The following is a 21,531-nucleotide window of genomic DNA, read 5'->3' on the forward strand; positions in this document are numbered from 1 at the left end:
GCCGGGTGAGCCGCCCTCACCCGGCCGGGTACGAGCCTGGCAGTTATGACCGATCGGCTGACCACGCCATTGCAGGTCACTGCGCGACTCCGTACACCCGTCACGGAACGCGACCACGTCCGGGGGCCGGCGGACGCCCCGGTGACCGTCGTCGAGTACGGCGACTACCAGTGCCCCTTCTGCGGCCAGGCGCACGCCAACCTGCGGGAGGTGCTCCGGCAGCGGGCCGACATCGTCCGCCTGGTGTACCGGCACTTCCCCATCGCCAACGTCCACCCGTACGCCGAGACGGCCGCCGAGGCGGCCGAGGCCGCCGGCCGGCGGGGACGGTTCTGGGAGATGCACGACTGGCTCTACGAACACCAGGACCAGTTGGATCCGGTACACCTGACGCTCGGCGTCGAGCAGCTCGGGCTGCCGGTGGAGGAGGTGGACGCGGAGATCGGGCGACACGCGGGGGGCGACCGGATCCGGCACGACTTCGTGGGCGCCATCCGCAGCGGCGTCGACGCCAGCCCGACCCTCTTCGTCAACGGCACCCGCCACGACGGCGACTTCGACCTGGCCACCCTCCTCACCACCATCGACGCCGCCACCCCCACCTAACCCCCCTCCACCCCCTCCCACCCCGTCTCCACCCCTCCACCCCGGCGGCCGCCCCTCCACCCCGGCGGCCGCCCGGTTGATCAAGAGGTTTTGGTCACGCTGCGGCCCTTACCGCGACCAAAACTTCTTGATCAACGGAGCGGTGGGCACGGGGTGAGGGTGGGGTGGGGGTGGGGGTGCGGTGGGGGTCAGATTAGGTGGAGGTCTCGGGCTCGGCGGACGGCGTCGCGGCGGCGGGTGGCGTCGAGCTTGCGGTAGATGTTGCGTACGTGGGTCTTGACCGTGTTCACCGACACCGACAGTTCGGCCGCGATCTCCACGTTGGACAGGATGCTCTGGAGGTAGCGCAGGATGGTCAGCTCCCGCTCGGTCAGGGGCTCGTCCAGTGGCGCCACCGAGGCACCGGCCACGGTCGACTCCGCCGGTACGTCCACCACACGGACCAGTTCGCTGACCATCGGCCAGTGCGCCGTACCGGCGTCGAGGTGGGCGGTGAGCAGGTGCCGCAGGCCCGGCTCGGCCCGGGTGAACGGTCGGCGGTAGCCGTCCGGTGCGGCGAGGCCGAGCGCCTGCTCCAGGATGCGACCAGCCCGGCGGTCGTCGCCGCCGCGTGCGGCGAGCACCGCGTCGAGCAGTGCGGCGTCGAGGCGTACCGGCAGCGGCCAGTCGGTTGCCGCCGGCGCGGCCCAGTCCGGCAGCAGGCGCGCGGCGGCGTGCGGGTCACCGGCCCGCAGTTCCACCCGCGCCGCAGCCACCGACAGCGCGGCGGCCGGGAAGGTCTCGCCCCCCGGACCAGCAGCGCCCGACACAGTAGACCCGGACGGACCAGCGGACGGGAGCGTCGACCCGGACGGACCAGCGGACGGGAGCGTCGACCCGGGCGGACCAGCAGTGCCCGACACGGTCGACCCGGGCGGACCAGTGGCCGGGACGGGCGGGCGGGACGGGGCGGTGGCGGTGGGCCGGGTCAGGCCGGCGGTGGCCAGTTCGCGGGCGGTCGACAGGTCACCCCGCGCGCTGTGCAGGTCCACGTCGGCGGCGAGCAGCCAGGTTTCCAGCGGGCCGGACCGTCCCGACCAACACTCGCGGGCCGCCCCGAGCAGGCGGTGCGCGGCGGTCAGGTCGCCCTCGTCGTGGCGCAGGTACGACCGGCACCAGGCGGCCAGCGCGCCGGCCGGCGGTTCACCGAGGGCCGGGGCGGCCAGCGTCAGGTTCGCCTCCGCCTCGGCGGGCTGGTCCCGGTGCAGCGCTACCAACGCCAGGGCCAGGTAGGCGTACCCGCAGTCGAGCTGCGCCGACCAGCCCTGGCAGGGCGGCAACGCGAGGGCGGCGCGGGCCGTCTCCTCGGCCGCGCGCAACTGTCCGCGCAGCGCCGCCAGCAGTGCCCAGCGGCTGGCGCTGACCAGCTCGGGGCGGGGCCGGCCGGCGACCCGGGCGGCGGTCAACGCCGCCCCGAACCCGTCCGCCGCCTCGGTCAGCTCACCGGCGTCCAGCGCCAGCCGGGCCAGCTCGATGCCGGCCACCGCCCGTACGTCGGCGTCGTCGCTCGCGTCGGTCCGCAGTGCCCCGGCGTCCTCGACGGGGACCACGGAGTCTCCGGTAGCCGACGTCGGCGCGGTCCCGGTGGCGAGCAGGCGGGCCGCGGCAGCGCGTACCGTCGCCGGATCGCCGGCCAACCGGGCCAGGGTGAGCTCCACGGCGGCGACCAGCCGGCCGAACCGGTCCCGGCGCGGCTCGGGCAGCGAGCGGCCGTGCTCGGCGGCCAGCCGCAGCTGCGCCTCGGCCGCCCTCGGATCGCCGTGGAGGGCCCGTTCGGCGGCGCACGCCAGCGCGAGTTCCGGATCCCGTGCCACCGCATCCAGCGGAGGCGGTGCGGGCGGTGGTCCGGTCCGGTCGACCCGGTCGTACGGGACGAGTTCCGGCCACCGGGTGACGAACAGGTCGGCGGCGCTCACCCAGTCCCCGGCGGCCAGCGCGTGCCGCAGCGCGTCGGCCGGCCGGCCGTTGCCGGCGTACCAGCTGCCGGCGCGCAGGTGCAGATCACGCAGCTCGTCGGCGGGCAGCCGACCCAACTCGCGCTGCAACAGGTCGGTCAGGAGGGGATGGCAGCGGTACCACGGCGGGTGGCCACCGTCCGGGTGCAGCAACCCGGCGTCGTCCGCGAGCGCGCTCAGCCGGCCCTCGGCGGTCGCGTCGCCGACCAGCGCGTGGGCGAGGCCGGCGCAGACGGTGTCCGCGACCGCGGCCCGGCGCAGCAGCTCACGGTCCTGCGGGGCCAGCCCGGCGAGCACCTCCTCGCGTAGGTAGCCGGCGATCTCCGGCTGATCCGCACCGAGCTGGTCGATCCAGCGTTCCGGGTCCGGTTGGCTGCGCAGGGCCAGCGCGGCGATCCGCAGCGCGGCCGGCCAGCCCTCGGTACGCTGCCGCAGCCGCCGCACGGCCGCCACCGGCACCGCTGCCCCGTGCGCGGCCAGCAGGTCGGCGATCTCGTCACCGGTGAACGCCAGCTCGTTCGGGCCGATCTCGGTCAACTCACCGGCCAGCCGGAGCCGCTGCACCGCCAGCGGTGGGGCGGAACGCCCGGTCACCACCAGGCGCAGCCGCTGTTCCGTGTGGCGCAGCAGGAACTCCAGCCCGGCCAACGCCGCCGGGTCGGTGACGCGGTGCAGGTCGTCGAGGACCAGCACCGCCGGCCGTTCCCGGGCGGCGAGGGCGGCGGCCAGCACCTCCAGTTCGTCCGGTCGCGGCGGCCGGTCGGGTATCGGCATCGTCGCCGGATCCGCCGCCACGTCCACGATCGAGCGCAGCGCGGCCGCGAGGTACCCCCAGAGCCGGTCCGCGTCGTCGCCGGCCTCGACGGAGACCCAGGCCGGTGCCGGGGCATCGGGCTCGTTCTCCACCACCGTCCGCCGCCAGGACGCGAGCAGGGTGGTCTTTCCCCAGCCCGCCGGCGCGCGGAGCAGGGTGACCGGCCGGGCCACCGCGTCGTCCAGCAAACGGGCCAGCCGGGGCCGCAGCACCACCGGCTCGGGCAGCAAGGCGGGTGACATGCGGGACGCCAGCAGGGGCGGACCGCCCGGCGTACGGGCCGTCGTGGTGGCCCGGACATCGCTGCGATCATCCAGCATCCGGCTCACCCCCACGGACGCGTTCCCCTCCCCCGGTCCTGCGGCCGGCGGTTACCCGACGTTGGGCGGTTCACCCCTTCCGGAGGAGCCCGGTTCACCCGGGCTGTGGGGACGGTGGAGGTCGCGCGGACTTCGGGAGGTGCCGGTGGGACGGGTGGGAACGGCGTTCGCGGTGGCCGGCGTCCTCGGCGCGGCGACGATCCGGGCGGTACGTAGCGCCCTCACCCGCTGGTGGCCCGGGCGCGCCGCCGGTGAGCGGCGCACCGCCCTCCGGCGGCCGGCACGGCCGGAGGCGGGACGGGCCGGCGGGTGGACCGCGCCGTGGCAGGTGGTCACCATCGACCGCCCACCCGACGAGGTGCTGCCGGCGGGGGTCTGGCCGGAGCCACTGCGCCAGCTCGACGGCGCCGTACAGGTCGAGTTGCGCCGCCCGCCCGGCGGTCGGCGTACCGAGTTGGCCGCCCGGCCGGTCACCGGCCCCACCGGGCTGGCCGCGCATCTGGTGGGCGACGATCCGCAGCTCGCGGTACGTCACGCCCTGTGGCAGACCAAACGGCTCGCCGAGGCCGGCGAGGTGCCGCCGACCGGCCGACCGGACTGAGCGTCGCCGAGCCGGGCGGCTGCGCGTCCGGACTGGCATGATCGCGGGATGGCTGCGGAGCGGGCGTACGACATCGTGCTGTTCGGGGCGACCGGCTTCACCGGCGGTCTCACCGCCGACTATCTCGCCCGGCACGCACCACCCGGGCTGCGCTGGGCGATCGCCGGGCGCAACCCCGACAAGCTGGCCACGGTCCGCGACCGGCTGACCGCGATCGACCCGGCGCTGGCCGGGCTGCCGCTGCTCACCGCCGACGCCACCGACCCGGCCTCGCTGCGGGCGGTGGCCGTGGCCGCCCGGGTGGTGGCCAGCGCCGTCGGGCCGTACATCGAGTACGGGGAGCCGCTGGTGGCCGCCTGCGCCGCCGCCGGCACCGACTACCTGGACATCACCGGCGAGCCGGAGTTCGTCGACCTGATGTACCTGCGCCATCACGCCGAGGCGGTACGCACCGGCGCCCGGCTGGTGCACAGTTGCGGCTTCGACTCGATCCCCCACGACCTGGGCGTCTGGTTCACGATCAAGCAGTTGCCCGCCGACGTGCCGATCACCGTGGACGGCTACGTGCGGGCCGGTGGGCGCTTCTCCGCCGGCACCTACCACTCGGTGTTGACCGCCTTCTCGCGTACCGCCGAGATGTCCCGGGCGGCCCGCGAGCGCCGCGCCGTCGAGCCGCGCCCGACCGACCGCCGGGTGCGGGCCGTCGCGGGGAAGCTGGCCCGGTCGCGCGACCTGCCGGCCTGGGCGGTGCCGCTGCCGACCATCGACCCGCAGGTGGTACGCCGCTCGGCGGCGGCCCGCCCGGAGTACGGGCCGGACTTCCGCTACCGGCACTTCGCGGCGGTACGGCGGTTGCCGACGGTGCTGGTCGCCGGTGCCGGCCTGGGCGCGCTGGCCGGGCTGGTGAAGGTGCCGCCGGCCCGGCGTTGGCTGCTCGGCCGGCTCACCTCCGGCCAGGGCCCGAACGCCGAGCAGCGGGCCAAGTCGTGGTTCCGGGTCCGGTTCGTCGGCTCCGGCGGCGACCGGCGGGTGGTGACCGAGGTGGCCGGCGGCGATCCCGGCTACGACGAGACCGCCAAGATGCTCGCCGAGTCGGCGCTCTGCCTGGCCCTGGACGACCTGCCGGCCACCGCCGGGCAGGTCACCCCGGTCACCGCGATGGGTGACGCCCTGTTGCACCGCCTCACCGCCGCCGGCCTCACCTTCCGGGTCCTGGAGGAAGGAAGGGCACCCGGTTAACGCCTGCGGTAGAGCAGGGGTCCCCGGTTAACACCTGCGGCAGCGACTTGACCCTCGACCAGGTCGAGGGGGCAGGATCGCGGGCGTGGACAGTGACCTGCGCAGCATCGGCGAGCTGGCCCGGGCCAGCGGACTGACGGTGAGCGCCCTGCGGTTCTACGACGCCGCCGGGGTGCTGGTGCCCGCCTGGGTCGACCCGGCCACCGGGTACCGCCGGTACACCGACGACCAGGTGGCACCGGCCCGGCTGGTGGCCGGGCTGCGTCGGGTGGGCATGCCGGTGGCCGAGATCGCCCGCGCGGTACGCGCCGAACCCGCCGTGGTGCACCGGCTGCTCGACACCCACGTACGCCGGCTGGAGGAGGGGCTGGCCGACGCCCGCCGCGAGGTGTCCCGGATCCGCTCCCTGCTGCCGGCCGACCAGCCGTCGGCGGTCACCCGGCTCACGCTGACCGTGGCCGCGCTGGCCGCCGCCGTGGACGCCGTACGGTTCGCCGTCGGCACCGACCCCGAGCTGCCGGCGTTGACCGGGGTCCTGTTCGACGTGGCCGAGACGGGCGTCCAACTGGTGGCGACCGACCGGCACCGGCTGGCGGTGGCGACGGCCGAGGCGGCGGTGCACGGCCCGGCGGTGCGTACCGTGCTGCCGCTGGACGCCGTCGACGCCCTACGCCAGCTCCTCACCACGGCGACCCGGGGCCAAGCGGACCAGGACGGGGCGGACCACGGCGGGGCAGCCCGGGGCGAGGTGACGCTGACCGTGGCCGGTTCGTCGCTGGTCGCCGACGTGGCCGGGCACCGGTTGCGGGCCACCGCGCTGCCGGACGACTTCCCCGACTACCACGCGCTGCTGCCGCGATCCGGTGCCGCCGGGCCGGCACGTCGGGTTCCGGTCGACGCCGAATGGCTGGTCACCGCGCTGCGGGCCGGCGGGCCGGCGGCCGTTCGCCAGTACGCCGGCCGGTCGTGGCCGGTGACCGTGCTCGGCCTGGGTACGCCGGACCGGCTCCGCCTGCTCGGCCCCGACGACCTGACCGGCGACGACAACCCGGCCGACCCCGGCGACCGCACCGAACTGCGGGTCGGGGTCAACGGCGCGTACCTGCTCGACGCGCTGGGCGCGGCGGGCCGCCGGCACCTGACGCTGGAGGTGGACAGCCCACTCACGCCGCTGGCCATCCGCCGCCCGGACGACGAGGGGGCCTTCTCCATCCTGATGCCGATCCGGCTCTGAGCCCCGTGCCGTCGCTGACCCGACGTGGGGGCCGGGTGCGGGAGAAAAGGGGATCGGGGCCCGGCGGTAGCATCACCGGGTCAGCCTGACTTGGAGCGTACGGAGCAGCATGCTCGACATGGAGTTGATCCGGAAGGATCGCGACGCGGTGGCGACCGCGCTGGCAAAGCGGCTGGAGGCCACCGAGGTCGACCGGGCGCTGGACGAGATCCAGCACCTCGACCGGGAGCGCCGCCGGCTGATCACCGAGATCGACGGGGAGCGGCAGCGCCGCAAGGCCGAGGCCCGGGCGTACGCGCAGGCCAAGCGGGCCGGTGTCGAGCCGGAGGTGGCCAGCGAGGCCGGCCGTAAGCAGGTCGCCGAGTTGGAGGCCGAGCTCGACGAGGTGCAGTCGCGGCTGCGTACCGTCATGAGCGAGCTGCCGAACCTGCCCGCCGACGACGTGGTCAGCGGCGGCAAGGAAGCCAACCGGGTGGTCAAGACCTTCGGTGCCCCACCGGCGATCGAGAAGATCCGTGACCACGTCGAGTTGAGCCGGATGCTGGGCCTGGTCGACCACGAGCGCGGCGTCAAGCTGGGTGGTTCGGGCTTCTGGATGTACACCGGGCTGGGTGCCCGGCTGGAGTGGGCGCTGATCAACTGGTTGATCGAGCGGAACATCGAGGCCGGGTACGAGTTCCTGCTCCCGCCGCACCTGCTGCTGGACACCGCCGGCTTCGCCGCCGGCCAGTTCCCCAAGTTCTACGACGACGTCTACCACCTGGACAAGCAGTCCGGCCAGCGCGGGCAGTTCCTGCTGCCCACCGCCGAGACGGCGATCCTCGGGGCGTACCAGGACGAGATCCTGGAGACCGCGAAGCTGCCGCTGCGGGTGTTCGCGTACACCCCCTGTTACCGCCGGGAGGCGGCCGGGTCACACTCGGACGAGCGGGGCACGGTCCGCGGCCACCAGTTCAACAAGGTGGAGATCTTCCAGTTCGCCCTGCCCGAGCAGGCCGACGCCGCACTGGAGCAGATGGTCGGCCACGCGGAGAGCCTGGTCGAGGGGTTGGGCCTGCACTACCAGCGCAGCCTGCTGGCCGCCGGTGACTCCAGCGCCTCGATGCGCAAGACCCTCGACATCGAGGTGTGGATGCCGAGCACCGGCAAGTACAAGGAGGTCTCCTCGGTCTCCTGGGGCGGTGACTACCAGGCCCGCCGGGCGGCGATCCGCTACCGGGAGCCGGGCGGCAAGCAGACCCGCTTCGTACACACCCTCAACGGGTCGGCGCTGGCGACCAGCCGGCTGTTCCCGGCCATCCTGGAGCAGTTCCAGCAGCCCGACGGTTCGGTGCTGGTGCCGGAGGTGCTCCGCGACCGGCTCGGCACCGACCGCCTCACCCCACGCTGACCGGTACCGTCGGGGGCCGCGCCGCGCGACCCCCGACGGTCAACGCCGGTTTTCCGCCCGTCCGGCCCTGACGCCACGCCGACGGCCGTCAGCAGGCAGCAGCGGGCCACCGACGCCGGGGCGACCCCGGCCTCAGGCCGCCAGCGCGGTGACCCGACGGGTGAGGTCCTCCCCGTCCAGCCAACCCTGGTGGATCACCCGGCCGTCCCGGTCGATGATCACGAAGGTGCTCTGCTGGACGACCTCGAACCGCCGCCAGATCGCACCCTCCCGGTCGTCGATCTGCGGCACCGGCTCCAGTTCGAACTCGGTGACGAAGTCGGACATCGCCCGGTGTTCGCCGAGCCCGGCGACCCCGATGATCGGCACGGTGTCCCGGAACTGCGGCGCGATCTCGGCCACCGTCCACGCCTGGCTGGCGCAGGCGGCGCACCAGGGCGCCCAGAACCAGAGCACGACCGGCCGCCCGGCCAGGGTGGCCGCGTCGAACGCCGTACCGTCCAGGGCCTTGCCGGTGAACCGGAGGGTGTCCGGTACGGACACCGGGCCGGTGGGGCCGGCCGACGGGGACGCGGCGGCGCTGACCGCCGGCGTCCCGGCGGGCGGGGCACCGCCCGGTGCGGCCGCCTCGGCGCCCGCGTCGGCGCCGCACCCGGCACCGGCCAGTACGACGGCCAGCAGGGCGGCGGTGAGCGTACCGGTGGACCGTCCCGTCGTTCGTGCCGTGCCCATCCGCGTCTCCTTCGTTCGCTCATGCCGCCCCCGGTTCCGCCGGGGAGGGCCGGCCACCGAGCGGTCAGGTCGCAGCCGGGCGCGGTAGCCGCGCGGCTCGGTCCGACCTCGGTCAGGCCTTGGTCAGTCGCAGCGCCAGTTCCGGGCAGACCTTGACCGCCTTCGACGCGCCCTCCCGCAGCCAGGTCGGCACGGGGGTGGGCGGGAAGGCGGGGTATCCGTTCTGGTCGAGCCGGATGAAGTCCGGCACCACGTGCGCGCAGAGGCCGTGACCGTCGCACCGGGACCAGTCCAGCACGAGCTTCTGCGGATTGGCGTCGGGCGCACCGGGTAGACCCATCACGCCCTTGACCCGCCGGCCGCAGCCCTCGCCGGTGGTGTGCTTCTTCAGGTCGTCGGCGAAGACCTCCATCGCCGACAGCGCGAACCGGGACGTACCGTCGGGGTGGCTGCACGCGCCACGCCCCTTGACGTCGCCGGCCGCGGCCCGGACGACCTCCACCGGCGCGCTGCCGGAGACCGCCAGGTCGACGGCGCGGGCCAGGTCCGGCAGCCCTCGCTTGCACGGGCCGCACTGCCCGGCGGACTCGCCGGCCAGGTAGCGCACCACCTGGGCGGCCTCGCCGAGCGGGCAGGTGTCGTTGGCGAGCGGCACGATGATGCCGGCGCCGAGGGTGCCGCCGACCGCGGCCAGCCCCTTGCGGGAGACCTCGGCCTTCTCCGCCGCCTCCCTGGTGATCCACTTGCCGTGGTAGCCGCCCATCAGGATCCCTGGACCGTCGGGCACCTCGCAGAGTTCGAGGATCTCCCGCAGCGGAGTGCCGGCGGCGCATTCGACCACCGCGTGCCGCTTGGCCGCACCGGTGATGCTGAGCAGCACCGTGCCGGGCTCGTCGTCGGTGCCGAGCGCCGCGTACTCGTACGGCCCGAGCCGGGCCGCGATCGCCATCTGGGAGTACGTCTCGGCGTTCGACAGCAGGGTCGGCAGGTTGTTCACGCCCGAGTCGCTGGACCGCTTCTTGGTGCCCGGCGGGATGTGCGGCAGTCCGTTGATCCCGTTGACCAGCGCACCGCCCTCGCCGCTGATGAACCGGTGCGGCACCGTCACCACGCTGGTCGGTACCGGCATCCGCCGCTCCTCCAGCGCCTCCATCAGGGAGTCCCGGCCGAACAGGTCGTCGGCGACGCAGAGCACGATCTCCTCGGCGTCGAGCGCGAACGCGGCCAGCGCGGCACCGTCGAGGATCAGGTGCGGCGCCCGGGTCAGGATGACCTTGTCCTTCCAGCTGGCCGGCTCCCCCTCGGTCGCGTTGACCACCACCACCGGGGGCAGGTCCTGGCGCTCGCAGGACTCCAGCACCGCGCGCAGTTTCCTGGCGAACGGGAAACCGGCGCCGCCCTTGCCCTTGAGCTGGATGCCCTCGGCGAGCCGGAGCAGCGCGGACGGCTCCATCGGACTGATCGGGCCGTGCACCATCTCGTGGGCGCGCAGGTCGAGGCGGCCGAACTCGGCGAACCCGGCGGTGAGCCGTGGCTCACCGACGCAGGCCACCGGCGGGACCGTGGTACGGATCGTCACTTGGCCTCACCTCGCAGGCCCGCCCAGTAGGCCCCGTCGACGGAATCCGGATCGGCGCGGCGCCGGCGGCGGTTCTCCCCGGAGGCCCGGCGAGCCCGCCGGGAGGCGAGGTCGACCAGGGTCGGGGTGTCGTCGTCGGCGGCGTCCTCCGGGGCGTACCGCGCCGGGGGGCGCCAGTAGTCGGTCTCGGCCTCCGGCACGTCGTCCTCGGCGCTGTGCCGCCCGCCACCACTGCGCGGCGCGGCGGAGATCGGCGAGCCGGAGATGGGTGAACCGGAGATCGGCGAGCCGGAGATCGGCGCGGTGGACTCCCACCGGCGCGGGCTGTCCCAGGGCTCCTCCGGTTCGTCGGTCCGCTGCGGCGGGGACGAGTAGCGGGTGCCGGCGTCCAGTTCGGACCGCGACCGCAGGGACCGGCCGTACTCCTCGTCGTCGCGGCGGCGCCGGCCGCCCGAGTCACGATCGGCGTCCGCGACCAGTTCCTCCTCGCGGCGGCGGGTCGAGCGGCGGCCCGCCGACTCGTACTCCTCCTCCCGCCGGGCGGTCCGTCGCCGGCTCGGCTCCTCGTCGCGCCGGGAGCGGCGCGGCGCCGGCTCCAGGTCGTCGTCGAGCCGGGAACGCCGGTCGGTGGCGTCCAGTTCCTCGTCCCGGCGGGAGCTGCGTCGGCCGGTCGGCTCCTCGTCGCGACGGCGGCGCGCCACCGGTTCGAGCAGCTCGGTTTCCCGGCGTACGGCGCGCTCCAGCTCCTCCTCGTCGCGCCGCGACGTGCGCCGGGCGACCGGCTCCAGTTCCTCGTCGCGGCGCTCCCGCCCGGGGCGGACCGGCTCGCGCAGCGTGCCCGGCTCCGGAACCACCGGCACGGTGAACCGCTCCGGGTCGTTGCGCCGGATCGTGGGGCTGGCCCAGGTGCCCGAGGTGCTCTCGGCCCAGCTGGTGTCGCGGCGGGTCCGCTCGCCCTCGCCGGCCCGCTTGGTCAGGTTGCCGAGCAGCGTCTTGGTCCGGGTCTCGTCGCTGCCCTTGCCGGTCATGGCCTCGTTGAGGGCGGCGGCCTGGTGCTGCTCGCGGCTACGCCGCTGCAGGGTGACCGAGAGTCGGACCAACAGCGCCACCACGACCAGCACCACGCAGAGCCAGTAGCTCAGGCTGACCCAGGTGGCCGGCGCGCGGCCGGCGCCGAGGCCGTGGAAGATGCCGAACGGCCAGGAGAGGTACGCCATGGAGTGCAGCGCCCGCCACACCCACTTCGGACCGACGTCGGCGAAGCGGGCCCGGATGATCCCGGTCCAGAGCACGCCCACCATCAGCAGCGCGGCGATGGTGCCGAGCCCGACGTAGAGACCCCGGCCGCCGACGAACGGCACGGCGGCGTCGGTCACCCCCGCCCGACCGCTGGCGATCTTCGTGATGACGTGGAAGACCAGGCCGGCCACGCCGAGGATGCCGGTCGCCCGGTGCGCGGACTGCAACAGGACCCGGTGCCGGATGAGCAGCACCAGCCGGTCGGTGGAGAGCAGCCCCATCATCACCGTGAGACTCAGCGCGACCAGGGCGATCACGCCGGCGAAGAACTCGGTGAAGAAGAAGCCCATCGCGTAGGCCCTCTGGCCGGCGCCGGTGAGCATCACCAGCGCCCATACCGCGGCGAGTCCGGACGCGGACAGCGCCAGGACCTGACTGCGGGAGGCCACCCGAATACCTCTACTGCTGCTGCTGGTACGGACGGCAGGCGGCTTCTCGTTCTGCGTAGCCCGGGCCATGTGCTCCTCGATCGTCTCGCGGCGGCGTACCACCGGCCGACCCTGTTCCCCACACCAGTACGCAGTCGGCGGCCGGACGGATCAGTCAACGCCAAAAAAATCTCGACAAGTTGTCGAACCATCCCCACGCCCGGCGCGTGTAGGCCCGATCCGGCCACTGATCCATGTCCATACGTTGACAGCCCATGAAATCAGCTTGTAACCTTGCCGAAATTTTCAGCCCTGATTGCAAGATCCGGGCAACCCTTCCCCCGCCCCAGGAGCTCCCGATGCATCGACGTCGACTCCGTACGGCGCTCGTCGCCCTCGGCGCGATCGCCAGCCTGCTCGCCCCCACCGTCGTGACGGCACCGGCGGCCGTCGCCGCCCCGGCCGGCGGCAAGAAGGTCATCGCCAACCTGTTCGAGTGGAACTGGCCCTCGGTGGCCAGCGAGTGCACCAGCACCCTCGGCCCGAAGGGCTACGGCTACGTCCAGGTCTCGCCACCGCAGGAACACGTCCGCGGCAACCAGTGGTGGGTGGCGTACCAGCCGGTCAGCTACCGGATCGAATCCCGCAAGGGCACCCGCGACCAGTTCCGCTCCATGGTCACCACCTGCCAGGCCGCCGGCGTCAAGGTGATCGTCGACGCGGTCGTCAACCACATGTCCGGCCAGGCCAACGGCGGCACCGGCTGGGCCGGATCGTCGTACCAGCACTACGTCTATCCCGGCATCTACCAGGCGCAGGACTTCAACTACTGCGGCCGCAACGGCAACAACGACATCGTCAACTACCTCGACCGGTACGAGGTGCAGAACTGCGAGCTGGTCAACCTCGCCGACCTCAAGACCGGCTCGGACTACGTCCGCTCCCGGCTGGCCGCGTACCTCAACGACCTGCTCTCGCTCGGGGTGGACGGCTTCCGGTTGGACGCCAGCAAGCACATGCCCGCCGCCGACATCGCCAACATCCTCAGCCGGCTGAACCGCCCGGCGTACATCGTGCAGGAGGTCATCTACGGCGCGGGCGAGCCGATCCGGCCCGAGGAGTACACCGGCAACGGTGACGTGCACGAGTTCCGCTACGGCAAGGACCTGGCCCGGGTCTTCCGCTCCGAGCGGCTGGCCTACCTGCGCAACTTCGGGGAGGGCTGGGGCCACCTGCCCGGCGGCGTCTCGTCGGTCTTCATCGACAACCACGACACCCAACGCGACGACCCCGGCGTGCTCACCTACCGCGACCGGGGCATCTACGCGCTGGCCAACGCCTTCATGCTGGCCTGGCCGTACGGCTCGCCGACGGTGATGTCGAGCTACACCTACAGCAGCCGCGACGCCGGCCCGCCCTCGGACGGCAACAACAAGACGCTCAACGCCGTCTGCTACTCCGGCTGGGAGTGCGAGCACCGCTGGCCAGTCATCGCGAACATGGTCGGCTTCCGCAACGCCACCGAAGGCACCGGAGTCAGCAACTGGTACGACAACGGCTACCAACACATCGCGTTCAGCCGTACCGGCCGGGGCTTCATCACCATCAACGACGAGGACTTCGCCATCAACGGCCGCTCCTACTACACCGGCCTGCCCGCCGGCCGCTACTGCGACGTCATCCACGGCACCTTCTCGGGCGGCACCTGCTCCGGCCCGGTGATCACCGTCGACGCCAACGGCTGGTTCGCCGCCAACGTCCCCGCCCACGACGCCATAGCCCTCCACCTCCAAGCCCGCCTCCCCTAACCCCCACCCCTCCTGTCCTCCCACCCCTCGCCCGTGTTGATCAAGAAGTTTGCGTCGGAATCTCGCGGATTCCTGACGCAAACTTCTTGATCAACGCTGTTCGGGGCGGGGGTTTGGGGTGGTTTAGGGTGTTGGGGTGGTTAGGGTGGTGTGTGGTTGATGGGGGTTTTATGGCAGGTTGGCGGAGGGTTGGGGCGGCGGTCGGGGTTGCGGTGTTGTTGGGCGGGTCGGCTTATGCCGGGTGGGCGCTGACGCCGTCGGCGGGGTCGGTGGGGCAGTCGGGCGACCCGACGGTGGCGCCGACCGCGACGCTGTCGGCACCGCTGGCCGGCGAGAGCATCGCGCCGGCCGCGCCGGCGCCGGACGACCTGCCGGAGATCGACTACGATCCGGCACCCGACGGCTTTCCACGTGACCCGGACGCGCTGGACACCACGGCGTTGACCAGGGGCGTACGCCCACAGCGCCGACTCGCCGCCTACGACGCACCCGGCGGCCGGCCGATCGCCTTCCTCATGCCGACCATCAGCGAGGTGGAGCTGACCATCCCGATCGCCCGCCGCGAGGCCGGCTGGACGGCAGTGCTGCTGCCCTCGGCCAACCGCAGGCTGGCCTGGCTGCCACCCGGCGGCTTCCGGACGGTGCAGCTGCGCGACCAGATCATCGTGGAACGGGTGCCGTACCGGCTGACCTGGTACCGCGACGGGGTCGCCAAACGCAGCTGGCAGGTGAGCCTGGGCCAGCGGGGCCAGGAAACCCCGCTCGGCCGCACCTTCGTGCTGGGCCGTACGCCACCGCCCGAGTCGGTCTACGGTGGCGTCGACATCTACGCCCTCGGTTCGGTACCCGACGACCCGGAATCCGTACCGAGCGGCCTGCGCGGCGCGCACATCGGCATCCACACCTGGTACCACGACGGCGAACTGGGCCAGCGCACCACCAACGGCTGCATCCGACTCACCCGCTCCGGCCAGCGACTCCTGCTGGACCAGGTACCCCCGGGCACCCCGGTGGTGGTCGTCGACAAGCTACCCACCCCACCCCCGACCGCCTGAGCCCGCACACCCGGCCCGCCGCAGGCCGCCACCCCGCTGCCCGGGAGCCCGACGATCGGCCCCACGGAGGCCGTGGCATGCTCGGCGGGCAGGGTGACCTTTGTTCGAGGATCGCCCGCAGCACCCGGGTCGGCCCCACGGAGGCCGTGGCATGCTCGGCGGGCAGGGCACCCGCAACGCTGACCGGCGGCCGGACACCGCCCCGCAACAACCGACCGCCCTCCGCCAGCAGGGACCTCGCCGCCTGGGCCAGTTAGGACCACCGATGACCACAGCACGGACCGGGTCGGGTGGCCTGGTCGCAGTCGCGTACCGAACCCTGCCGTGGAAGCCGTTGCTGCTGGCCGGAGCCGGTCTGGGCCTGTTCGCCTTCGTCGGCGACGAACTGCCGGGCATCGCCGGTGTGGTCATGCTGACGCTCACCAGCACGGGCTTCGCCTGGGGCGGTGCCGCCCTGTTGGCCGGCTACCTGGCGACCCGTCGCGCGGTGGCGCCGATCAACGCGACCGCTGTCCTGGTGGTGGCCACGGTCGTCTACTACGGACTGATCCTCGCTCACGGCCGACGTTGGCGCCTCGGCACCCTTGAGGACGGCAGTTCGTCCGCCTGGACCGGGCTGGCCTCGGTCGGCCGGGCCACCGTGTTCTGGCTCGCCGCCTCGGTCGTCGCCGGCATCACGCTCGGCTACCTGGGCGCGGTCGTCCGACGCGGAACACGGATCCGCGCGTCGGTCGCGGCCGGGGCGGCGTTCGGGCTCCTTGCCGGTCAGGGCCTGGAATTCTTGATGATCTTCCGTGCCTGGCACGCCCTCGACGCGTTCTTCCTGGGCCGCGTCCTCTCCGCCGGGGCCAGCATCCTGCTCGCGGCGATCGGGCTGACCGTGCTGCTCACCCGCCGCCGGGCAGCGAAGTCATGGCCGATCTTCGTCGCCACTTCCGCGCTGGCCAGCCTGGCTGGAGCGCTGCTCTGGCACTATCTCACCTCATTCACCACCACCCTCTAACAACCCACCCTGCCGTCGATCATCGAGCCATGACCTCCGTTACCTGATAGATCCCGAACAGCCCGCCGCGGACTAGCATGTCTGCCGTTCGGCCGCCAAGATCAGCAGCGGAGCCACCGGCTCTTCGCCTTGGGCACCGCCACCGGGGCGAGCACCACGCAGACTCGCCGAGTTGGGCAGTCTTGGATGGCATCAGTCACCGTCGGCACGGCACCGGCCGGTGGATCGGTTCTGGCTGCGGGCGCCGTGGCATCGGGAGCTAACCGCTCGAACACCCGTGAAAGGCCCACCAGTGCTTTGCCACCTCACGTTCCCGCCAGGCCCAGGACAAGATCGATTTCCTGTCGAATTGCCGCAGCACGATCCTCCTCACCGATTCCTGGAAGCTGTATCGCGCGGAGGATCATGGACTCCTCGCCGGACAGCACCGAACCAGGGCGGCTTTCAATGAACGAGCGCAGCGTACGCAGATCCCACTGGCGCAGCCGATTATCCCGAATAGACCGGCCGCCGAGTCTCCGGAAGATTGCTCTTCGCGTCCTGCTCCAGTCTTCACCGGAGTCCTCAAAGGTGTGCAGGTCGTCATGAACGTCCCCAAAGTAAACCATCTGCACCGACCGGTTCAATCTCGCCTCCGACGCGTCATCCAGCATGAGCAGATAGCGCTTCTCGACCTCCACGTTTCCGTGCAGGATCGCACCGAGCGCGGCCGCGCGACGAAGCAGCGGCGTCGTTTCCGAGACGGACGCGACCACTAGAACCTCCGGCACCTTTCTCACCGGAAGCCGGCCGACATAATAGAGAATCTGCTCCCGCAATCGTTCATTCTCGTCAGTCGACACACTCTCGGCGTCGCGCTTCAACTCGTCATACCGTCTGCCAAGGTTGGCCTGAATCGCGGAAACACGCGCGGCACTGAATTGAGCTAGGCCACTCCTCACGAATCCGTTGACGTCGTCCGCAACCGTTATCGCGAGAGCTTTGTCGATGACCGGTCCACCGGCGTCGAACGCATGCAGAATCGACCGAGCGATCAGGTGCTCGCCGAGCGTCTCGTGGCGGAATCCACGAACGACCTCGCCACCCTCGTCGATGCTGGTTTCGAAATCCAGCAGATCGCTGAATGCGCTGTCCAGTCGGAGTTCATCCCACCCCTCAACCCCAATCTCCCGCACAGACGAGGAGCGCTCGCCTTTGTGCCGATAGAACCAGCGGGCAAGCTGGACATGTGCAGCCACTATGGCGGTAGCAGACCCCCCCGACGTCCCACGATGACGCTCTTTGTTGAGCCATTCGCTGTAGAACATCTCATAGAGGGTGTACGGTTCATTGAGACGCAGTACGTCAATGTCTGCCCGGGTCACAAGCAAATATAGTAGAAGAGTCAGACGCATGGGATTGGAGGCAATATCGACAGCTCCAGGAACCGAATCCAGGATCTCTCGGACGCGTGAGGCTACAAGCGGGTCATCGACCCTGCTAGCGTATCTTTCGGAGAAGTCGATGATGTCGGATCGCGCCCAGGCCTTGACCTCAAGAACTTCCTCCAGGGATCCGAGCCCGCCCACGAGCACGTCCGCCTGACGCTCAAAAAAATCCGTGCGTGATGCAACAAAAACGGTGACCCCGGTCGCGACCAGGCCACCCAGCTCCGCACCGATCGTGCTGACCATCTCGTCGCCGGCCTCATCCAGGCCATCAACCAGCAGTACGAGTCCTGACTTACGCCTTGCGCGCGCCCTCAGCTCCTTGATCCGACGCGGCACCTCTCGCGCATGTACGAAGACTCGCTGGCTTGAGAGATCACCCGCACCACTAAGGGTTATCGACCGGAGGGCGGTGGTCTTTCCAGCGCCGGCATCTCCGACGATCGCAACACAGCCCGGCACAGCCGAAACGGACTCGAACCAACCAGAAAGACGAATTTCCTTGCCCGGTCGGCGCCGAACTCGAACTTCTGGGTCTATAATCATTTCAGGCCACACAAACTCAAAGCTCGGACCCCTTGGCCCGAGCCATGGAAGAATTGGGGATGACAGCAGCTCACGGCGCTCACCGGAGAATTTTTCACTGGCCTCGTCCTCGGCGATGGACCATCGTATCGCGTCAAGCAGCGGAGAAAGAACGCTTTCGGCATCCTCACGTTCTTCGAGCCGAAGATGTTGGAGACGAGCCAGCATGGGCGGCAGTCTGGTCGGCCTCAGCAAGATCGGCAGGATAAGCCGACGGCGGGCTGCCGGATCACGCCACAGCGCCACCTCCGATTCCAGCGTCGTCCACTCGGATTCGATCCAGTCCGGCGATAAGAGTGCGATCAAGCATCGCGAGTGCTCCAGTGCCTCCGCGATGGCTGCTGGAATCGATTCTCCAACCCGGACCGTCGTGGGCGCATGGAACACCTTGAGGCGGCGACCACGGTGCCTGCTCTGCGACAGAAGAACATTCAGCCGTGCCGCGGATTCGGCATCGCGACTGCTGTAGCTCAGAAATACATCGTACTTCCGGCTAGCTCCTGGCATTGTCGGCCGCCCCGGAGTGACGACTGTAACCTAGTTCCCAGTAGGGCTTGTCGCCCAGGTACTCACCAAGCTTCCGCCGCACCACCTCGGCGACCTGAGCGGCCGGAACGATGCCGAGCGAGTCGTACTTCTCCGCGTCCCGCCGGTACTCGCTGATGTCACCGTTGTTCTCTTTAGCGTAATACATTGCGGCCGCGATTATTTGCAGTTCCTCCGCCGCCTCGACCAGACGCGCCTCCAATGTCTGCTGGTCGTGCATCTCTTCGAGTAAAGGAAAAACGCTGTCGGCCACTCCGCCAAGGATGTCCACTGACGCCTGACGTTCGGCCTCACGCTTGAATTTCTTGACGTACGGCGATGACCGCCTTGGCAGGTCGGTGATACGGACCTCTCCGATCTCATGAAACAACGCCATCGCAAGGACTTTCCCCATGTCGACCGGCTCATCGATCTGCTGAGCCAGAAGGTAGGCGATGATCGCCGTTTCGAAGCAATGGTCGGAGACCGACTCCGGTTCGGCCACCCCTGCCAGCACCCACCCAATACGGGGAAGCCTCGTCAGAGAATGAATCTCAGCCATGGACTCAAGCACTCGCTCGGCATTCATTAGCTATTTCCTCACTGCCGCCTGCTGTCGAAGACCACCAAGTGGTCAATGTTGTGCGCTGCCGTTAATGCTCGTCGGATCACGGGGTGGGTGTCGGCTGCGCTTTCCGCGCCCAAGTTCTCAATGACAGAGTCCGCGAGATTTCGGCCGGCGTCGGCGAGCGCCAAATCCAGCGCCACCTGATAATCCGCTCCTTTCCTCCAGCCGCCAATCGCGGCAATTATTGCATCACAGGTTTCATCCCGAAAAATGTTTGTCGCTTTTCTCATTTCATGAACCAAGCCACCAAGCGCGCCCGATGATCCGAAACGGGAAAGGCTCTTGGCCGGGTAGTAAAGGGAATGCAACCGCTCATTCCAACTCTTTACCGTCCGGTGTAGCCGTTGAACGTCCGGATCAGCGAACGTGTAGGCGTAGGTTAGAGTATCGGGATCGAGAACTCCACTGTGGAGTGCGACCCCGGTCCTGGCCTCGTGTTGACGAAGAAGGGCGAGGTAGTGCGTGCCGTCCTGTAGCCGCAGTTCGGCGCTGATCCCGGAGGCCACCGAGGCCAGGTTGTGCTCGCGCATGAATCGCAGGCTGTCCTCGATTTCGTCCAGTCCACACAGGGGATCGAAGAGGATGACGCCGACCTCCACCCGCACCCCAAGTGATCGGAGTATTGCCGCCGCCTCGGCGGCCTCCGCCCGGGTGTGGCCCTTGGCATACCGCTTGAGCTGGGCAGGCGAGCACGATTCGATGCCGAGGAAGACCTTCTGCAACCCTGCGCCAACAAGCGCCTGGAGCAACGCCAGCCGCCTGGCTTTCGACTCTGCCGAATCCCTTCTCGTGCACACAGAGTGGACAGTCAGGCTGGCATCGAACCGCATCTCCGGAAGCGGCTGGGCCAACAGCCCGTGGACAAAACGTTCCGTGTCGTCGAGGTGGCCACCCAGGAAGTCTTCGTCAGCGATGGTGACATCTCTGACGCCTAACTCTGCAACCTCGCACAACTCCTCGGCCACCAGGCTCGGTGGCTTCCGTCGGTATTCGTGCCCGCGCCCCTGGATATCAGTGAGACCTCTCAGGCAGAAAGTACAAGCGGCCCAGGAGCAACCACGACTCGTCTCGACAAATATCTCACCGCCCAACGCAATGATGTTCTTGAGGTGCCCACGTGCTGGACGAGGTATTTCTTCGAGGTTGACGAGACGCCGATTCGTCCGTACATGACGCTGCGACTCCGCGCGATCCCTGTATCGGAGGTTCGGAACTTCCGACCAGTCGGTGTCGCCGCGCATCCACGACTGGACCAGCCGTGGCAACGCCTCGTCCGCCTCGCCCACGACGACAACCGCGTCGGATGCGACCTCCTCCAGGATCCGGTCACTCAGATACGTTGCGAGCGGCCCGCCTACGATTATGAGAGGGTCGTTCTGACCCGTCGCGCGCCGCAGACGTGCGTAGTTCTCCTTGAAAAAAGAGAACGTCCCGTACTGCAGGCCGATGCCCAGGATGTGGGGTCGCACCTCATTGATCGCGTCGATCAATCGGTCCGCGTTCTCCTCACCCCACTCCACCATGTCTATCGATGACACCGACAGCTCGTCGCCGGCCGCCGCGCCAACTGCTCCAGAGACGGCGGACAGGCCGTGATTTTCCCCGATCGCCGGGTATCGCTCGGAGTAGAGTGCGACTGTCAACATCCTGAGGGGCCGCTCGTACAAGCTCTGCGTTGAATGGCTGCTGGGCAAGGTTCCTCCCGCCTACAGACTTGCAGACCAAGCAACGCTGCTGGTCACAGGTTCTTCTAGCCATCGGTCCGTCGTTTCTGGATCTCAAGCTGGCGCTCAGAGCCGATGCCGGGCCAAGACCAACACCGCTCGCGGCACAACGATGACCTCGGCGCACAGCAGCCGAGGTTCGCAAGAGGACGAAGACCCATCTGACGGCGTCAATAATGCATAAAAGGCTAACGACGGGCCGCGTACCTGTCAGCCCATAGATGCAAGGTGATGGTGTGGTAGGACTGGATGATGGGCTGAGTGCGGGCCCTGCCAGGGCCGCACGAGTCGCTCTGTCCCAGGTCCTGACCGGTCATAGCCCGCTGCGGTGTCGACCCCGCCACATTGCGTCCCACTGTCGGATATCCGCGCCAGACGTAGCGGCATGGCGCCGCGCAGTAACCAACCAGCCTCTCGTTTTGATCCGAGCCGGCAGGGCCGTACAGCTCATGCTTCATCTCGTAATCCCCCACACCGTAGGTGTTGTACGTGCCTGGGCGGCGGGCAGCTGCGCAGGTGTTCGATCAACAAACGGTCAGTACGGCCGAAAGGTGACCTTCGCCCCTGGCATGGGATCACTTGCGCGGGGTATCACCGAGG

General features: G+C 70.2%; 15 protein-coding genes. 8 read left to right on the forward strand and 7 right to left on the reverse strand.

Annotation, left to right across the window (positions count from 1 at the left end):
• Positions 1-57: 57 nt before the first annotated feature.
• Complete coding sequence (locus E0H26_RS15140) at positions 58-606, forward strand: DsbA family protein (protein ID WP_131304439.1); 549 nt, start codon at positions 58-60, stop codon at positions 604-606.
• Positions 607-794: 188 nt separating this feature from the next.
• On the opposite strand, the gene E0H26_RS15150 is transcribed toward E0H26_RS15140, so the two are convergent.
• On the reverse strand, positions 795-3,734 hold the full coding sequence (locus tag E0H26_RS15150) for a winged helix-turn-helix domain-containing protein (protein ID WP_131304294.1): 2,940 nt from the start codon (positions 3,732-3,734) through the stop codon (positions 795-797).
• Positions 3,735-3,933: 199 nt separating this feature from the next.
• Here E0H26_RS15150 and E0H26_RS15155 point away from each other — a divergent pair, with 199 nt between their 5' ends.
• From E0H26_RS15155 to serS, 4 genes are all read left to right on the forward strand, one after another.
• A complete protein-coding gene (locus E0H26_RS15155) occupies positions 3,934-4,335 on the forward strand; it encodes a hypothetical protein (protein WP_420812851.1) in 402 nt (133 codons plus the stop codon).
• 48 nt (positions 4,336-4,383) lie between these two features.
• Positions 4,384-5,574, forward strand: coding sequence for a saccharopine dehydrogenase family protein (locus E0H26_RS15160; protein ID WP_131304295.1), 1,191 nt, complete (start codon positions 4,384-4,386; stop codon positions 5,572-5,574).
• A gap of 85 nt (positions 5,575-5,659) precedes the next feature.
• Positions 5,660-6,808, forward strand: coding sequence for a DNA polymerase III subunit beta family protein (locus E0H26_RS15165; protein WP_131304296.1), 1,149 nt, complete (start codon positions 5,660-5,662; stop codon positions 6,806-6,808).
• A gap of 109 nt (positions 6,809-6,917) precedes the next feature.
• Positions 6,918-8,198, forward strand: coding sequence for a serine--tRNA ligase (gene serS, locus E0H26_RS15170; protein WP_131304297.1), 1,281 nt, complete (start codon positions 6,918-6,920; stop codon positions 8,196-8,198).
• A 132-nt stretch (positions 8,199-8,330) separates the two neighbouring features.
• On the opposite strand, the gene E0H26_RS15175 is transcribed toward serS, so the two are convergent.
• The 3 genes from E0H26_RS15175 to E0H26_RS15185 form a co-directional block, all read right to left on the reverse strand.
• The gene (locus tag E0H26_RS15175) at positions 8,331-8,930 is read right to left on the reverse strand and encodes a redoxin domain-containing protein (RefSeq protein WP_131304298.1); all 600 of its coding nucleotides are present in this window, start codon (positions 8,928-8,930) and stop codon (positions 8,331-8,333) included.
• Positions 8,931-9,042: 112 nt separating this feature from the next.
• Positions 9,043-10,509, reverse strand: coding sequence for an NADH-quinone oxidoreductase subunit NuoF family protein (locus E0H26_RS15180; RefSeq protein ID WP_206025142.1), 1,467 nt, complete (start codon positions 10,507-10,509; stop codon positions 9,043-9,045).
• Positions 10,506-12,197, reverse strand: coding sequence for a ferric reductase-like transmembrane domain-containing protein (locus tag E0H26_RS15185; protein ID WP_240742187.1), 1,692 nt, complete (start codon positions 12,195-12,197; stop codon positions 10,506-10,508). Before E0H26_RS15185 ends, E0H26_RS15180 begins: the two co-directional genes overlap by 4 nt.
• 338 nt (positions 12,198-12,535) lie before the next feature.
• Here E0H26_RS15185 and E0H26_RS15190 point away from each other — a divergent pair, with 338 nt between their 5' ends.
• From E0H26_RS15190 to E0H26_RS15200, 3 genes are all read left to right on the forward strand, one after another.
• Positions 12,536-13,984: an alpha-amylase gene (locus E0H26_RS15190; protein WP_131304299.1), complete on the forward strand. Its 1,449-nt coding sequence runs from the start codon at positions 12,536-12,538 to the stop codon at positions 13,982-13,984.
• A 269-nt stretch (positions 13,985-14,253) separates the two neighbouring features.
• Positions 14,254-15,039, forward strand: coding sequence for a L,D-transpeptidase family protein (locus E0H26_RS15195; RefSeq protein WP_240742188.1), 786 nt, complete (start codon positions 14,254-14,256; stop codon positions 15,037-15,039).
• A 265-nt stretch (positions 15,040-15,304) separates the two neighbouring features.
• Complete coding sequence (locus E0H26_RS15200; RefSeq protein WP_131304301.1) at positions 15,305-16,042, forward strand: DUF6518 family protein; 738 nt, start codon at positions 15,305-15,307, stop codon at positions 16,040-16,042.
• Between the two features lie 305 nt (positions 16,043-16,347).
• Here E0H26_RS15200 and E0H26_RS15205 read toward each other — a convergent pair whose 3' ends face one another.
• The 3 genes from E0H26_RS15205 to E0H26_RS15215 are packed head-to-tail and all read right to left on the reverse strand — an operon-like array spanning position 16,348 to position 20,901.
• Positions 16,348-18,561, reverse strand: coding sequence for a TIR domain-containing protein (locus E0H26_RS15205; RefSeq protein WP_131304302.1), 2,214 nt, complete (start codon positions 18,559-18,561; stop codon positions 16,348-16,350).
• Positions 18,548-19,168 (reverse strand): HD domain-containing protein, encoded by a 621-nt coding sequence (locus E0H26_RS15210; RefSeq protein ID WP_131304303.1) that lies wholly within the window; start codon positions 19,166-19,168, stop codon positions 18,548-18,550. The genes E0H26_RS15205 and E0H26_RS15210 overlap by 14 nt, the downstream gene beginning before the upstream one ends.
• 11 nt (positions 19,169-19,179) lie before the next feature.
• On the reverse strand, positions 19,180-20,901 hold the full coding sequence (locus tag E0H26_RS15215) for a B12-binding domain-containing radical SAM protein (protein ID WP_131304304.1): 1,722 nt from the start codon (positions 20,899-20,901) through the stop codon (positions 19,180-19,182).
• Positions 20,902-21,531: the final 630 nt, after the last annotated feature.

Source organism: Micromonospora zingiberis (assembly GCF_004331455.1).
GTDB classification, from domain to species: Bacteria; Actinomycetota; Actinomycetes; order Mycobacteriales; family Micromonosporaceae; genus Micromonospora; species Micromonospora zingiberis.